This window comes from Psychromarinibacter sediminicola (assembly GCF_029168335.1).
Lineage (GTDB): Bacteria > Pseudomonadota > Alphaproteobacteria > Rhodobacterales > Rhodobacteraceae > Psychromarinibacter > Psychromarinibacter sediminicola.
In genome coordinates this window covers 62,615-76,753 of record NZ_JARGYC010000014.1, presented here as the reverse complement: position 1 = coordinate 76,753, position 14,139 = coordinate 62,615, and the positions used below count along the sequence as shown (strand labels likewise).

The 14,139-nt window shown below is 70.7% G+C and carries 15 protein-coding genes; all 15 read right to left on the bottom strand.

The features are described from left to right. Positions 1 to 17 precede the first annotated feature (17 nt). The 15 genes from P1J78_RS07460 to thiD all read right to left on the bottom strand — a co-directional run bounded on the left by P1J78_RS07460 (position 18) and on the right by thiD (position 14,094). Positions 18 to 1,031: an ABC transporter ATP-binding protein gene (locus tag P1J78_RS07460; RefSeq protein ID WP_275566704.1), complete on the bottom strand. Its 1,014-nt coding sequence runs from the start codon at positions 1,029 to 1,031 to the stop codon at positions 18 to 20. Position 1,032: 1 nt separating this feature from the next. After that, on the bottom strand, positions 1,033 to 2,040 hold the full coding sequence (locus P1J78_RS07455; protein ID WP_275566703.1) for an ABC transporter ATP-binding protein: 1,008 nt from the start codon (positions 2,038 to 2,040) through the stop codon (positions 1,033 to 1,035). After that, the gene (locus P1J78_RS07450) at positions 2,037 to 3,233 is read right to left on the bottom strand and encodes an ABC transporter permease (protein ID WP_275566702.1); all 1,197 of its coding nucleotides are present in this window, start codon (positions 3,231 to 3,233) and stop codon (positions 2,037 to 2,039) included. Before P1J78_RS07450 ends, P1J78_RS07455 begins: the two co-directional genes overlap by 4 nt. After that, a complete protein-coding gene (locus P1J78_RS07445) occupies positions 3,230 to 4,246 on the bottom strand; it encodes an ABC transporter permease (RefSeq protein WP_275566701.1) in 1,017 nt (338 codons plus the stop codon). Before P1J78_RS07445 ends, P1J78_RS07450 begins: the two co-directional genes overlap by 4 nt. 125 nt (positions 4,247 to 4,371) lie before the next feature. After that, positions 4,372 to 6,396: an ABC transporter substrate-binding protein gene (locus P1J78_RS07440; RefSeq protein ID WP_275566700.1), complete on the bottom strand. Its 2,025-nt coding sequence runs from the start codon at positions 6,394 to 6,396 to the stop codon at positions 4,372 to 4,374. A 337-nt stretch (positions 6,397 to 6,733) separates the two neighbouring features. After that, a complete protein-coding gene (locus P1J78_RS07435) occupies positions 6,734 to 7,474 on the bottom strand; it encodes an ABC transporter permease (protein ID WP_275566699.1) in 741 nt (246 codons plus the stop codon). Next, positions 7,471 to 8,199 (bottom strand): ABC transporter ATP-binding protein, encoded by a 729-nt coding sequence (locus P1J78_RS07430; RefSeq protein ID WP_275566698.1) that lies wholly within the window; start codon positions 8,197 to 8,199, stop codon positions 7,471 to 7,473. Before P1J78_RS07430 ends, P1J78_RS07435 begins: the two co-directional genes overlap by 4 nt. Further along, entirely contained in the window at positions 8,196 to 8,867 is a 672-nt protein-coding gene (gene tenA / locus P1J78_RS07425) for a thiaminase II (protein WP_275566697.1), read from the bottom strand. The genes P1J78_RS07430 and tenA overlap by 4 nt, the downstream gene beginning before the upstream one ends. Then, a complete protein-coding gene (locus P1J78_RS07420) occupies positions 8,864 to 9,799 on the bottom strand; it encodes an ABC transporter substrate-binding protein (protein WP_275566696.1) in 936 nt (311 codons plus the stop codon). The genes tenA and P1J78_RS07420 overlap by 4 nt, the downstream gene beginning before the upstream one ends. Next, positions 9,787 to 10,779 (bottom strand): HesA/MoeB/ThiF family protein, encoded by a 993-nt coding sequence (locus tag P1J78_RS07415; RefSeq protein WP_275566695.1) that lies wholly within the window; start codon positions 10,777 to 10,779, stop codon positions 9,787 to 9,789. The genes P1J78_RS07420 and P1J78_RS07415 overlap by 13 nt, the downstream gene beginning before the upstream one ends. Then, positions 10,776 to 11,372: a thiamine phosphate synthase gene (locus P1J78_RS07410; RefSeq protein WP_275566694.1), complete on the bottom strand. Its 597-nt coding sequence runs from the start codon at positions 11,370 to 11,372 to the stop codon at positions 10,776 to 10,778. Before P1J78_RS07410 ends, P1J78_RS07415 begins: the two co-directional genes overlap by 4 nt. Beyond that, the gene (locus P1J78_RS07405; RefSeq protein ID WP_275566693.1) at positions 11,369 to 12,139 is read right to left on the bottom strand and encodes a thiazole synthase; all 771 of its coding nucleotides are present in this window, start codon (positions 12,137 to 12,139) and stop codon (positions 11,369 to 11,371) included. Before P1J78_RS07405 ends, P1J78_RS07410 begins: the two co-directional genes overlap by 4 nt. Position 12,140: 1 nt before the next feature. Further along, positions 12,141 to 12,338, bottom strand: a complete 198-nt coding sequence (gene thiS, locus P1J78_RS07400) for a sulfur carrier protein ThiS (RefSeq protein WP_275566692.1) — start codon at positions 12,336 to 12,338, stop codon at positions 12,141 to 12,143. Continuing rightward, a complete protein-coding gene (locus tag P1J78_RS07395; protein ID WP_275566691.1) occupies positions 12,335 to 13,303 on the bottom strand; it encodes an FAD-dependent oxidoreductase in 969 nt (322 codons plus the stop codon). Before P1J78_RS07395 ends, thiS begins: the two co-directional genes overlap by 4 nt. After that, a complete protein-coding gene (gene thiD / locus P1J78_RS07390; RefSeq protein ID WP_275566690.1) occupies positions 13,300 to 14,094 on the bottom strand; it encodes a bifunctional hydroxymethylpyrimidine kinase/phosphomethylpyrimidine kinase in 795 nt (264 codons plus the stop codon). Before thiD ends, P1J78_RS07395 begins: the two co-directional genes overlap by 4 nt. Between the last annotated feature and the right edge of the window lie 45 nt (positions 14,095 to 14,139).

Sequence of the window (14,139 nt, the reverse complement as noted above, 5' to 3'; positions counted from 1 at the left end):
CGAAAGCCGTCCGAGACTCACCCGACGGTCTCCGCCTCCGCCATGTTGTCCTGCCAGAAGTGACAGGCGACGCGCGTTCCCGGCGCATCGGCCGCCAGCAGGTGCGGCGCGTCCTGGCTGCAGCGCGCCTGCGCCACCGGGCAGCGGGTATGGAACCGGCAGCCCGGGGGCGGGTCGGCGGGGCTGGGCACTTCGCCCTCCAGCCGCTGCGCGCGGCCGGTGTCGTCGGGGTCGAGCGACGGGATCGCCGAGAGAAGCGCCTTGGTGTAGGGGTGCTTCGGCCGGGCGAAGAGCTCGCGCGTGGGCCCGATCTCGACGATATTGCCGAGATACATGACCGCCACCTGGTCGCAGACATGGGCGACGACGGACAGGTCGTGGCTGATGAACAGGAAGGTCAGGTCAAGGTCGCGCTGCAGGCTCTTGAGAAGGTTGAGGATATCGGCCTGGATCGAGACGTCCAGCGCGGCCACCGACTCGTCGGCCACCACGAATTTCGGCCCCGTCACCAGCGCCCGCGCGATGGAGATGCGCTGCCGCTGCCCGCCGGAGAAGGCGTGCGGGAAGCGGCGCAGGTGTTCCAGGTTCAGCCGGCATTTCGCGGCGATCTCGCGGACCCGCTCGTCGGTGTCCGCCCGCGATTTGGTCAGGCCCATCACCTCCAGCGGTTCGGCGATGATGTCGCGCACGGTCATCCGGGGCGACAGCGCGGCGTAAGGGTCCTGGAAGATCAACTGCGCCCGCTTGCGGTAATCCTTCAGCGCGTCGCCCTTCAGTTCGGCGAGATTGTGGTCCACCTCGCCGTCGTTGAACTGCACGCGGCCTTCCGAGATCGGCGCGGCGCGCAGGATGGCGCGGCCGAGCGTGGTCTTGCCCGAGCCCGACTCGCCCACCAGCCCGAAGAACGACCCCCGCGGGATGTCGAGGCTGACCTTGTCGATGGCCTTCAGCACCGGCGGCTTGCCGAACAGGCGGCGGCCGAGCGGGTAGTGGACCGACAGCGTGTCGAGCGAGACCAGCGGGACGGTCATCTCAGGCGGCCTCCTGCGGTTTGTCCAGCGCGAAGCAGCGGGCGGTATGCGCCTCTTCCACGGTGGTGACCCCGGGGATGTCGCGGTCGCAGACCCCCTCGATGGCGATCGGGCAGCGGGTGTGGAACACGCAGCCCGCCGGGCGCTCCAGCGGCGAGGGGATGTCGCCCGGCACCGGGGTCAGCGGCGCCTCCAGGTCGTCGAGGCGCGGCAGGGCGTGCAGCAGACCTTGCGTGTAAGGATGCGCCGGGTTGCGGATCACGCGGCGCACCGGCCCCGTCTCGACGATCCGGCCGAGATACATGACGGCCACGCGGTCGGCGGTCTGGGCGATCACGCCGAGGTCGTGGGTGATGAACAGGATGCCCATGCCGAAGTCCTTCACGAGGTCCTTCATCAGGTCGATCACCTGCGCCTGGATCGTGACGTCCAGCGCCGTGGTCGGCTCGTCGGCGATCAGCAGGCGGGGATTGGTCGACAGCGCCATGGCGATCATCGCCCGCTGCCGCATGCCGCCGGAGAACTCGAACGCATATTGCGAGAACCGCTTGGCAGGATCCGAGATGCCGACGCGGTCGAGCATCTCGATGGAGATCTCCTTGGCCCGCTTCTTCGACATGTCCGAGTGAAGCTGCAATTGCTCGACCATCTGGTCGCCCACCGTGATCGCGGGGGCGAAGCTGGCCATCGGCTCCTGAAAGATCATCGAGATCGCACCGCCGCGCACCGGGATCATGTCGCGCTCGCGCTTCAGCGCCAACACCTCCAGCGGCGGGCGGTCGGGGACGTTCAGCGTGATGCGGCTGGTCTCGTCATAGACCGTGTTGCCGCCGTTCAGCCGCATCAGCGCCTTGGCCGTCACCGACTTGCCCGAGCCGGATTCGCCCACCAGCCCCAGCACCTCGCCCGGCGCGATCTGGAAATTCACCCGGTCCACGGCGGTGATCAGCCCCTCGTCGGTGCGAAAGCGGATCGTCAGGTCGGAGACGTCGATCAGCGGTGCGGTCATTTCTTGCTGCTCGCATAAGGGTCGGCGGCGTCGCGCAGACCGTCGCCCACGAAGACGAAGGCGAGAACCAGCGCGATGAAGAAGAAGACGGGGATGAAGTACCACTGGTAGTTCAGCAGCACATCGGCCGAGGTGGTGTTCTGCAGCATGACGCCGAGGGAGTTCACCGGATCCTTCAGGCCGAGGCCGATGAAGGACAGCGCCGTCTCGCTGAGCACGATGTAGGGAAAGGAGATCACCAGGTCCACGATGATGTAGGAGGTGAAGGACGGCAGCAGGTGCCGCCGGATGATATGCCCCGCGCCGGCGCCCGACAGCTGCGCGGCCAGCACGTATTCCTGCGTCCGCTCGACCAGAAGGTGGGTCCGCACCCGCCGCGCCAGGGTCGGCCAGTTGATGAAGCCGATGATGATCGAGATGAAGAAGAACCGCGTCTCCGACGACCACGTGTCGGGGATGAACGCGGCGATGGCCATGAAGAGCGGGATGATGGGAATGGTCCGGATCGCGTCGGTCACCATCTGGATGATCCCGTCGGCGACGCCGCCGAAATAGCCGGCCGCCCCCCCGATGATCAGAGCCAGCACGAAAGAGATCAGCACCCCCAGCGTGCCCACCGCGAGCGAGGTGTAGATCGCGTGCAGCGTGCGGCTGAAGATGTCCTTGCCGGTGTCGTCGGTGCCGAACAGGTGGATGAAGCCCTCGTCCACGCCGATCAGGTGCACCTCGCCGGGGATCACGCCGAACAGGTGGTAGGGATCGCCCTGAACGAAGAACTGCACGTATTTGCGGTTCTCGGTGTCGATGGAAGTCACCCAGCGAAAGTTGGTCTCGATGGAGCGCTCGCGCTTCACGCCGTAGATGAAGGGGCGTAGCGAACAGCCGTTATGGTCGCAGAACTGCGGGATCTGCGGGGCGCCGTTGGTATAGTCCTTGTCGCGGCCCTTGATCGTCGGGTCGTAGGGCGACAGGAACGGCGCGAAGAGGCCCATCAGGATCAGCAGGATCAGCACCGTCGCCGCGATCATTGCGGTGCGGTTCTTCCGGAACCGCGCCCAGATCAGCTGGCGCTGGGTGGCGGTGAAATAGGCTTCCCTGGCGCGGCGGCTGACGGCGTCGTCGGTCTCGACCACTTCCACATGCGGGCCGGTGGTCTCGGCCAGGTTGGTGCGGGTGTCGCCGGTACTGCTCATGCCGCGCCTCCCATGACGGATTTGCGCATCCGCGGGTCGATCAGCGCCAGCGCCATGTCGGTCAGGAAGTTGACCGTCACGATGGACGCGGTCAGCAGAAAGATGATCGCGCCGGCCAGCTGCTGGTCGTTCGACCGCGCCAGCGCCTCCAGGAGCAGCGCGCCGGCCTCGGTCAGCGTCAGGATCAGCGCGACGATGGGCAGCTCGTTGAAGATCCGGTTCAGGTCGAAGCCCAGACTGTTGACGATGGGCCCCAGCGCGTGCCGGGCCGGATAGCGCCACAGAAGCCGCCGGCCGAACAGCCCGCGGGCGCGCGCCGCGGTGACGTAGAGCTTGGACTGCTCGTCCAGCATCAGCGCCCGCACCGTCTGCAGCGCGAAGGCGGTGGCCGACCAGCCCAGGATGAAGACCGGCAGCCAGGCCCTGGACAGGAAATCCTTTACCCGGTCCCAGGACCAGTCCGCGTCGCGGTATTCGTTGGAGAACAGGCCGGTCAGCGAGTCGCCCCAGACCACGGTGGAGATCAGCATGATGATCAGCGCCAGAAGGAAGTTCGGCATCGCCAGCCCGAGATAGCTGACGAACCGCAGGCTCCCGTTCAGCATCGCGCTGTTGGACGAGGCGGATATGATTCCCACGGGGATCGCGATGAGATAGGCCAAGGCCAGCGCCGTCAGGCATATCCCAAGCGATATCAGGAACTTGTCGCCCAGAAGGTCGTTGATGTTCAGCCGCAGGATGCAGCTGTCGCCGAACTCGCCGCGGAAGAACACGTTGCCGACCCAGGACCCCCAGCGCACCAGGAACGGTCGGTCGAGGCCGAGGCGCCGTTCTTCCGCCTCGATGTCCTCCACCGAGATGCCGGAGCCTTGGGTGTTCTTGAAGGCGAGGTAGCGCTCGGCGCAGTTGCCGGGCACCAGCTCCATCAGCGTGAAGACGATCAGCGAGACCATCAGCAGCGTGAACAGGGCCATCGCCGCCCGGACCGCCGCGAATTGCAGGAAATGAAGCATGGCCCCCGTTGCCTTTTTTCCCGATCCAAGGCGGGAATCGCCCGCCCGGTCAAGAAGGCGCCGGGCAACTTTTGCCGCCCGGCGCCGGATTTTCAGTCAGGTGACGCGATTCGCATCGCTCCGGATCACTCGTCCAGCCACCACTGGGCGGGCAGGTAGGGGAAGGTCCGGTAGTATTCGTAGGACTGGGTCTTGAACTCGGCGACGTTCTTCAGCGCGTTCCGGTGATAGATCACGTTCGGCGCCTGCACCGTGCCGATGAACAGCAGGTTCTCGGTCATCGTGCGGGCCATGCGCGCGCCGATCTCGGCCTGTTCGTCCGACCCCGGCTCGGCGCCCTGGAAGGCGGCGATGTCCTCCATCAGCTGCTTGACGAAGTCCGGCGGCTCGACGCCCGAGGCGCCGTCGGTGTCGACCCATTCGGCCCAGAGCATGCCGGTGCGGTGGCCGAAGTAGTTCTCGAACGGCGGCACCCACAGCTCGTTGTTGCCCATCACGATGGCGACCGGCTGGGATTTCTCCCACATGCCGACATCCAGCGCGTTGGAGGATTGCGCGGAGCGGTATTCGTCCGGCGTGACCTCCTTCACGGTGGTCTGCACGCCCACATCGGCCCAGTTTTGCGCCACCAGTTCGACGACCTCGCCGCCGATGCCCTGCGTGGCGAACTGCATGTTCAGCACGATCGGGTCGCCGTTCGGCAGCTCGCGGAAGCCGTCGCCGTCGGTGTCGACCATGCCGATCTCGTCCAGCAGGTTCCTGGCCGCCTCGGGATCGTATTCCGCCTTGTAGCCGGTCAGCTCCTCATCGACGAAGTCCGGCGTGGGCGAGAAGCCGATATACTGCTTCGGCACGCCCTGGCCGAAGAAGGCGACCTCGTTCAGCTCGTTGCGGTCGATCGCAACCGACATCGCCTCGCGGAAGCGCAGATCGCCGAAAACCTCCCGTTTCGCAGGGTCTTCCGAGGTGACGTTAAAGCTGAACACCGGCATCGCGATGGTTGGCTTCAGCTGGACCGAGTAGTCGCCCCTCTCCATCCCGTCGAGCAAGATCGGCGCGGCCGCCAGCGTCAGCGACTGCGACTTGTAGTCGGCCTCGGCGTTGACCAGCTTCAGGATACGCACCTCGTTGTCGTTGGCGTAAAGCTCGTCCTGGCGGCTGATATAGGGCAGCTGCTGACCGGTGGTGTCGACCATGAAGAAGTACGGGTTGGCGACCAGCTTGCGGCCCTCGGTCGTGTCGCTGACATAGATATGCGACTCGAGCGTCGGGTAGGTCGCCTTGTCCAGGCAGTCCAGCTTGTCGGGGTTGTTCAGCATCGGCGTGGGCGTGTCCGTCCAGTCCGAGTTGCCGAAATAGGCCGCGATCACGTCCAGCCCGGTCTCGAACCCGCATTCCTGCGCCTTGGCGTCGGCATCGGGGTTGATGTCGGGGTGGTACTGGCCGAGGAAATGCTTGGGCAGGAAGGCCTGCGCGAAATGCGTGGCGAAATGCGCCAGAAGCCCCGGCTTGGGCGAGGGCAGCTTGAACACGACGGTCAGGTCGTCGGGCGTCTCCACCGTCATCCGCTCGCCGGCGACCAGCACATAATCCTTGGGCTGTTCGATGACCTTGGGGTCGAGCGCGGTGTTGTCGTACCAGAACTTCACGTCGGCCGAGGTGAAGGGCGCGCCGTCCGACCACTTGTGGCCCTCGCGCAGGGTGAAGGTCAGCTCGGTGAAGTCGTCGTTCCAGTCCCAGGACTTGGCGACGTTCGGCACGATGGTGTTCAGGTCGTCCGAGTAGCGCACGAGGTTGACGTGGCGGATCGACAGGAAGTCCGACGTCCCCGCCTCGGTCGCGTTCGACAGCGCGTGCAGCGTGCCGCCGTATTCGCCGACGCTGTCATAGGGCACGACGACCAGCGGCTCGGCCGGCAGACGCTCTTCCAGCGGCGGCAGGTCGGGGTTGCCCTGGATCTCGGCGTTCAGCGTCTCCGCCTCGGGGTTGGCGGAAAACGCCATGTCGCAGCCCGCGGCGTCCTCGTAGGCGGAGAGCTCGTATTGCTGCGGGTACTCGCCGGCGGCGATTCCCATCATGTCGCTCTGGGTGACGGCCGGGCAGGCGGCCCACGCCGACGTCGACAGCAGGAGCAGGGCCCCTGCGCTCATCAGTCCCTGTTTCATATCCATCCCTGTTGGTTCGGTTGTCCGTGCAGAAGAAATACGACGGATTGTTAAGCAGATGTGACAAAATGCAAGTTATCCACCGCGAATCCGGTCCGGATGCGCACCGGCCGGGCAATCTGTGGATTATGCAGGCAGTCTGTGGGGAGGTCGAGACCTTCGTCACGAGGCTCCCCGTCACGAGGTCCGGTCCGGCGGTGGTGGCCGCACCGGCGGTGCGAAGGGGCCGGGGGGCGCGGCACGCCTCCGGGCACGAACGCGGACTCGGCGCCGGGGCTCTCGGCCGCTCCGATCCATGCGTCATGCTATCCCCTCCGCCGTCTCAGGTGTCGGTCTGACGCCGCTCCACCCAATGCGCCAGCGCGTCGACCGCGCGGTGCAGCAGGATGGTCAGCACCGCGACCACCAGCACGGCGGCGAACATCAGGTCGATCTTCGCCCGCCCGTTGGCCAACAGCATCAGATAGCCCAGCCCGCGCGAGGCGCCGACCCATTCGCCGATGATCGCCCCGATCGGCGCATAGACCGCCGCCAGCCGCAGCCCCGACATCAGCCCCGGCAGCGCCGCCGGCATCCGCACGCACCACAGGATCCGCGCCGGCCCCGCCCCCATGATCCGCGCCTGCGCGACCCAGGCGGGCGGGGTCGCCGTCAGCGCGTCGTAGAAGGCCGAGGTGACGGGGAAGTAGATGATGAGCAGCGCCATCGCGATCTTGGAGCCCAGCCCGTAGCCGAACCACAGCGTGAAGATCGGCGCCAGCGCGAAGACCGGGATCGCCTGGCTGAACACCAGAAGCGGCCGCAGGCTGCGCGCCGCGACGGGCGACAGCGCCAGCAGCGTGGCCGAAAGCCAGCCGAGCAGCGCGCCGAGCGCCAGCCCCACCAGCACCTCGGTGACGGTGATCGCCGCGTGCTCGGCCAGCAGCGCCCGGTTGGCCAAGAGCGCCTCGGCCACGCGCAGCGGTCCCGGCAGGATGAAGGCGGGCATGGCGAGCGCGAGGATCGCCCCCTGCCAGAGCGCGAGGCCCAGGAGCAGCGGCAGGCCGAGGCGCAGCGCGGTCATGCGGCCTCCAGCAGCCGGCGGGTCAGGCGGCCGGTCGTCGCCAGCGTCGCGCCGGCGTCCGGGGCGCGGGGGATCGGCGGGGCGCCGTCGGTGCCGATCTCCTCGATCCCCGCGGCCGTCAGGACGAGGATGCGCTCGCCCAGCCGGGCGGCCTCGGCCGGGTCGTGGGTGACGTGGAGGACCGTGCGCCCGCGCAGCTCGGACGCGGCGAGATCCTGCATCTGGGCGCGCGTCGCCACGTCGAGCGCCGAGAACGGCTCGTCCAGAAGCGCGACCGGCCGGTCCTCGTAGAGCGTCCGGGCGAGCGCCGCGCGCTGGCGCTGCCCGCCGGACAGCGCGTGGGGTTTGCGCCGCGCGAGATCGGCCAGCCCGACGCGGGCCAGCAGCGCCTGCGCCCGGGTCCGGTCGGGCCGCCTGCGCCTGAGCCGGGCGCCGAGCGTGACGTTCTCCTGCACCGTGAGCCAGGGAAGCAGCCCGTCCGACTGCGCCATCAGCGCCACCCGCCCCTGCAGGGGCCGGTCGTCCTGCGCCTCGGCCCGCCCGTCGAGGGTCAGCGCCTCCGCCAGCCCGGCGAAGCAGTGCAGGAGCGTGGACTTGCCCGTGCCCGAGGGGCCGAGCAGGCAGGTCCAGCGCCCGGCCGCCGCCTGCATCTCGACGGGGCCGAGCAGCACCGAGCCGCCCGCCGTCACCCGGCCGGAAAAGGCAAGGCCCGGCGGCGGCGTCACGGGGCCAGCCCCATGTCCCAGAAGCCGATCTCCAGCCGCGTCGCCGTGGCGAAGCGCCGGCAGAGGCCGGGCCAGCGCGGGCTGTCCTCGGGCGCGGGGCCCAGCCGCCGCGCGACGGCGCCGTCGATCAGCGCGCCCACCTCGGCGCAAAGCGCCTGGTAGTCCGCGCCGCCATAGGTGCCGATCCAGTCGCGGTAGGTGTCGGCCGTGGCCTCGTCGGCCAGCCGCGCCCCGATCTCGCCGTAGCCCAGCACGCAGGGCGCCAGCGCCGCGAGCAGATCTGCGAAATCGCCCGCGTGGCCCGCGTCGAGCACGTAGCGCGTATAGGCGAGGTTCGCCGGCCGCTCCTCGGCCGCCTGCAGCACCGCCGCGTCGATTCCTGCGGCGGCGCAGGTCTCGACGTGGAGCCGCATTTCGTCGTCGATAAGCGCTTGGGTCGTGGCGGCGCAGGTGCGCATCTCCTCGATGGTGTCGGCCTTGGTGACGGCCAGCGCCCAGGCCCGGGCGAAATGGACGAGGAACAGGTAGTCCTGCACCAGGTAATGCAGGAAGGCGTCGCGCGGCAGGCTGCCGTCGGCGAGGCCCGCGACGAAGGGATGGCGGGTATAGGCCCGCCAGTCCCCGCCCGCCGCCGCGCGCCACAGGGGGAAGGTGCGGCCGTAGCTCATTGGCCGGCCCCCGGCAGGACCGCGAGGTCCGAGACGGGGCGCACCTCTTCGGTCAGGCCGACCGCGTGCAGGAACCGTTCGAACCGGGCGTAGCGGCCCGCGTCGAAGGCGGCGGGGCGCAGGGCGAAGCGCGGCCAGGTGTCCTGCCAGGCCTTCGCGTTCAGCGCGTCGTCCAGCTCGGCCGAGGTGGCGGCGAAGATCTCCCAGCTGTCCTGCGGGTGGTTGACGATGTATTGCACCGCCTGCTCGGTCGCGGCGAGGAACCGGTCGATCGCCTCCGGGTCCATCCGGTTGGGATTGGCGACGTAGATCAGCTCGTCATAGGCCGGCACGCCTTCCTCCTCGGGATAGAAGCAGCGGCCGCCGACGCCCTCGATCTCCATCTGGTTCAGCTCGAAGTTGCGGAAGGCGCCGATCACCGCGTCGACCTGGCCCGACATCAGCGAGGGCGAGAGCGACCAGTTCACGTTGACCAGCTCGATATCGTCCATCCCCAGCCCGGCGGGCGCGAGCATGGCCGAGAGCAGCGCCTCCTCGACGCCGGCGACCGAGAAGCCGACCTTGCGGCCTTCGAGATCGGCGACCGAGTCGATCGGCCCGTCCTCCAGCACCAGCAGGCAGTTCAGCGGCGTGGCGACCAGCGTGCCGACGCGCTTCAGCGGCAGCCCCTCGGCCACCTGCAGGTGCAGCTGCGGCTGGTAGGAGATGGCGAGATCCGCCTTGCCGGCCGCCGCCATCTTGGGCGGGTCGGCCGGGTCGGCGGGGGCCACGATCTCGACCTCCAGCCCGGCCTCGGCGAAATAGCCCTTTTCCTGCGCGATGACGATGGGGCCGTGATCGGGGTTCACGAACCAGTCGAGGACGAGGGTCAGCTTGTCGGCCGCCGCGGCCGGCGCGGCGCAGAGGCAGAAGAGCAGTGTCAGGTATCGCATGCGGTTTCTCCGGTTGGGTCGCCGAGGGCGACGAGGGTGATCTCTCCGTCCCAGGCGGCGGCGAGCCGTTCCGCCGCACTCCACGAGCGCTGGCCCGAGCGGCAGCACAGCACGGCGCGCTGGCCGGGGGCGGGGCAGGGGCCGCCGGGGCCGAACTCCTGCGCGGCGTGGCGCCGGGCGCCGTCGCGGACGAGCGGCCCTTCGGCGGGCGCGCGCAGGTCGACGACGAAGTCGCCGGGCGCGATCTCCGCGGGGTCGAGGAACCGCGGCCGCCAGGCGGGCTCCGGCGCGCCGGCGAAGGAGAACCCGCCGAACCGGTGGGCGAGGCCGTCGTAGCTCGCGATCCGGCCCAGCGGGGTCGGGGCCAACCCGGCCAGCCCGGCCAGCGCCATCTGTGCCTGCAGGCTGCCGACGACGCCCACCACCGGGCCCAGCACGCCGTCCTCGGCGCAGGAGCCCAGCCGGTGCGGCAGGTCGGGGAAGACCGCGCGCAGCGACGGCGCGCCGCCGCAGAACCCGCCGGCATAGCCCTCGGTCCGGACGACCGAGGCGCTGACCAGCGGCAGGCCGTTTGCGTGGCAGTGGTCCGACAGGATGTAGCTGGCGGCGAAGCTGTCGGCGCAGTCGAGCACGAGGTCCGTGCCCGCCGCCAGCGCGGCGGCGTTGCCCGGGCCGAGCGCGGCGGTGACCGGCTCGATCCGGCAGTCGGGGTTGAGCCCGTCGAGCGCTGCCGCCGCGGCGGCGGCCTTGGGCCGGCCCAGGTCGCCCGCCCGGAACAGCGTCTGCCGGTGCAGGTTGCTCTCGTCCACGCGGTCGGGATCGACCAGCCGGAGATGCCCGACGCCGGCCCCGGCGAGGTATTGCAGCACCGGCGCCGCCAGCCCGCCGGCGCCCACGACCAGCACCGAGGCGGCGCGCAGCCGGGCCTGTCCCGCCGCGCCCAGCTCCGGCACGGCCTGCTGGCGGGCGTAGCGGCTCATCGCGTCACCCCGATCCACGCGCGGATCCGCGCCTCGGGGTCCGGGTTCAGGGTGATGTCCGTGACGACCGACGCGATGTCGGCCCCGGCGGCGAAGGCTTCGGGCGCGCGCGCCACCGACAGTCCGCCGATCGCCACCAGCGGCAGGTCGCCGATGCGGCGCTTCCAGTCGGCCACGCGCTCCAGCCCCTGCCGGTGCCATTTCATCTTCTTCAGGATCGTCGGCCAGACCGGCCCCAGCGCCACGTAGTCGGGCGCGCAGTCGAGCGCGCGGGCCAGCTCTGCCGCGTCATGGGTGGAGATGCCCAGCTTCAGCCCGGCGTCCCGGATCGCGGCCAGGTCGGCGCCGTCGAGATCCTCCTGCCCCAGATGCACCCAGTCGCAGCCGAGTTCCGCCGCCAGCCGCCAGTGGTCGTTGACCACCAGCACCGCGCCGGTCGCCCGACAGAGATCGCGCGACCGTTCGATCAGCCCGCGCAGCTCCGCCTCGGGCCGGTCCTTCACGCGCAGCTGCACCAGCTTCACGCCCAGCGGCAGCGCCCGCTCCAGCCAGTCGGGATGGTCGAAGATCGGATAGAACCGGTCGAGCGTCATTCCAGCACCGCCAGTCCCAGGACGGGGGTTGAGGGCGCGGCCATGTCGCGCGGCTCCATCGGGTCGGCGGCGCGCGCGAGGCGCCCGGCCTCCAGCGCGCGGGCGAAGCCCTCGGCCATCGCCGCCGGATCGCCGGCCTTGGCCACCGCCGTGTTCAGCAGCACCGCGTCGAAGCCCATCTCCATCGCCTGCGCCGCCTGGCTGGGCCGCCCGAGCCCGGCGTCGATCACCATCGGCACGTCCGGGAACTGCGCGCGCAGCGTGCGCAGGCCGTAGACGTTGTTCAGCCCCAGCCCGGTGCCGATCGGCGCGCCCCAGGGCATCAGCACCTCGCAGCCGGCCTCCAGCAGGCGGCCGCCGAGGATGCCGTCCTCGGTCGTGTAGGGAAAGACCCTGAACCCGTCGTCCGACAGGATGCGCGCCGCCTCGACCAGCCCGAACGGGTCGGGCTGCAGCGTGTCCGAATGGCCGATCACCTCCAGCTTGATCCAGTCGGTCCCGAAGACCTCGCGCGCCATATGCGCCGTCGTCACCGCCTCGCGTACCGAATGGCAGCCGGCGGTGTTGGGCAGCACGGGGCGGCCGAGCGCGCGAATCAGCTCCCAGAACCCCTCGCCGCCGCCGCCCGCCGCCTCGCGCCGCAGCGAGACGGTGACGACGCCGGCGCCGGAGCGGCGGAACGCCTCGGCCAGCACGGCGGGCGAGGGATACTGCGCCGTGCCCAGCATCAGCGGCGAGGCGATCTCGGTTCCGTAGAAGACGGGCATCTCAGCCTCCCTGCTTCGGCGCGAGGATTTCCAGCCGGTCGCCGGCGGCGAGGGCCTGGTGTCCGCGCGCGGCGGCGGGCACGAAGGTCTCGTTCACCGCCGTGGCCACGCGCGCTTCGCCGTAGCCCAGTTCTTCCAGCGCCGCCGCCAGGTCGGTCGCCGCGATGTCGGTGGGCGTGCCGTTGACCGTGATCTTCATTGCAAAAGCTCCGGGTGCTCGCCGTCCAGCACCAGCGCCGCCACCATCCGCGCGAGCGCGGGGGCCAGCAGAAAGCCGTGCCGGAACAGGCCGTTGACATGGATGCGGTCGTCTTCGCGGACGATCCGCGGCAGATTGTCGGGGAAGGCGGGGCGCGCGTCGGCGCCGATCTCCAGCACCTCCGCCTCGGCGAAGGCGGGGTGCAGGGCGTAGGCCGCGTTCAGAAGCTCCGCCACCGAGCGCAGCGTGGCCGGGCCGCGGCCGGCGCTCTCGATCTGGGTGGCGCCCAGCATGTAGACGCCGTCGCCGCGCGGCACGAGGTAGAGCGGGTGGCGCGGATGCAGCAGCCGCACCGTGCGGCGCAGCGCGATGTCGGGCGCGCGCAGCACCGCCATCTCGCCCCGCACGCCGCGGAGGCCCGGCAGCCGGTCGCGCGCGGCGAGGCCGCGGCAGTCGATGACGGTGCCCCGCGGCGTGCCCTCGGTCGCGACCCGGACACCGCGCGCCGCCAGGCCGTCGCGCAGGGTGGCAAGCGCCGCCCGCGGGTCGAGCTGGGCCTCGTCGGCGACGTGCAGCGCGGCGGGAACGCGCCCGGCGAGGTCCGGCTCCAGCTCCGCCAGCGCCCCGCCCGTCACCCGCCGGTGCCCGCGCGTCCGGCGGGCGAAGCGGTCGAGTTCCCCGCGGTCGCGGCCGAGCGCCACCACGAGCGTTCCCGCCGCGGTTACCGCCGCGCCGGCGGCGCGCCACCAGTCCGCGGCCCCGGCGCCCAGCCGCACCACCGGCTCCTCCGCCGTCTCGCCCTCGCAGAACGGCGCCAGCATGCCGCCGGCCCACCAGGAACAGCCCTCGGGGCCGGGCCCGCCCGCAGGGTCGAGAAGGCGCACCGCCGCGCCCCGGGCCGCCAGCTCGTGCGCGACGCAAAGCCCCGCGACCCCGGCGCCAAGGACGGTGACCTCGGCGGTCATGCCCAGACCTCGTGGAAGTGGTGGACCGGCCCGTGCCCGTGCCCGACGCCCAGCCGGTCCGCCGCCCGGATCGCCGCGTGCAGCCAGCCATGGGCCCGCCCTACCGCCGCCTCGGGGTCCGCGCCCTTGGCCATCTCGGCGGCGATGGCCGAGGCCAGGGAGCAGCCGGTGCCATGGGTGTTGCGCGTGGTCAGCCGCGGCGCCTCGAAGGCCAGCGCGCCCGCGCCGGTCACCAGCACGTCGCGGCAGATCGGCCCGTCGGCATGGCCGCCCTTGACCAGCACCGTCTCCGGCCCGAGCGCGCGGAGCGCCGCGCCCCGCGTCTCGGCCGGGTCGGTGGCCTCCCGGCCCAGCAGGCGGGCGGCCTCGGGCAGGTTCGGGGTGAGCATCGTCGCCCGCGGCAGCAGCTCCTCGCGCAGCGCCGAGACGGCCGGCGCGTCCAGCAGCGCGTCGCCGGACTTGGCGACCATCACCGGGTCCAGCACCACCGGCCCGGCGTAGTCCTGCAGCGCCCCGGCCGTCGCCGCGACGATGTCGGCGGTGGCCAGCATGCCGATCTTCACCGCGTCCACGCGGATGTCGTCGAGCACCGCGCGGATCTGCGCCGCCACCATGTCGGGCGCCAGCGGCGCGACGGCCCGCACGCCCATGGTGTTCTGCGCGGTGATCGCCGTGATGGCCGTGGCGCCGTAGACGCCGAGCGCCGAGGCGGTCTTGAGGTCGGCCTGGATGCCGGCCCCTCCGCCGCTGTCGGAGCCTGCGATGATCAGGAGCGTCGCGACCGCTGCCATTTCCGTCCTCCGTGCGGGGCTGCGCCGGAGGAGTCGGGATAACGG

Bases quoted from the DNA above. Each gene is read 5' to 3' on its own strand.
- P1J78_RS07405 (WP_275566693.1), bottom strand. From the start codon at position 12,139: ATGCCCGTCTTCTACGGAACCGAGATCGCCTCGCCGCTGATGCTGGGC.
- P1J78_RS07410 (WP_275566694.1), bottom strand. From the start codon at position 11,372: ATGACGCTCGACCGGTTCTATCCGATCTTCGACCATCCCGACTGGCTG.
- P1J78_RS07440 (WP_275566700.1), bottom strand. From the start codon at position 6,396: ATGAGCGCAGGGGCCCTGCTCCTGCTGTCGACGTCGGCGTGGGCCGCC.
- P1J78_RS07450 (WP_275566702.1), bottom strand. From the start codon at position 3,233: ATGAGCAGTACCGGCGACACCCGCACCAACCTGGCCGAGACCACCGGC.
- P1J78_RS07445 (WP_275566701.1), bottom strand. From the start codon at position 4,246: ATGCTTCATTTCCTGCAATTCGCGGCGGTCCGGGCGGCGATGGCCCTG.
- thiD (WP_275566690.1), bottom strand. From the start codon at position 14,094: ATGGCAGCGGTCGCGACGCTCCTGATCATCGCAGGCTCCGACAGCGGC.
- P1J78_RS07460 (WP_275566704.1), bottom strand. From the start codon at position 1,031: ATGACCGTCCCGCTGGTCTCGCTCGACACGCTGTCGGTCCACTACCCG.
- P1J78_RS07395 (WP_275566691.1), bottom strand. From the start codon at position 13,303: ATGACCGCCGAGGTCACCGTCCTTGGCGCCGGGGTCGCGGGGCTTTGC.
- P1J78_RS07420 (WP_275566696.1), bottom strand. From the start codon at position 9,799: ATGCGATACCTGACACTGCTCTTCTGCCTCTGCGCCGCGCCGGCCGCG.
- P1J78_RS07415 (WP_275566695.1), bottom strand. From the start codon at position 10,779: ATGAGCCGCTACGCCCGCCAGCAGGCCGTGCCGGAGCTGGGCGCGGCG.
- P1J78_RS07455 (WP_275566703.1), bottom strand. From the start codon at position 2,040: ATGACCGCACCGCTGATCGACGTCTCCGACCTGACGATCCGCTTTCGC.
- P1J78_RS07435 (WP_275566699.1), bottom strand. From the start codon at position 7,474: ATGACCGCGCTGCGCCTCGGCCTGCCGCTGCTCCTGGGCCTCGCGCTC.
- tenA (WP_275566697.1), bottom strand. From the start codon at position 8,867: ATGAGCTACGGCCGCACCTTCCCCCTGTGGCGCGCGGCGGCGGGCGGG.
- thiS (WP_275566692.1), bottom strand. From the start codon at position 12,338: ATGAAGATCACGGTCAACGGCACGCCCACCGACATCGCGGCGACCGAC.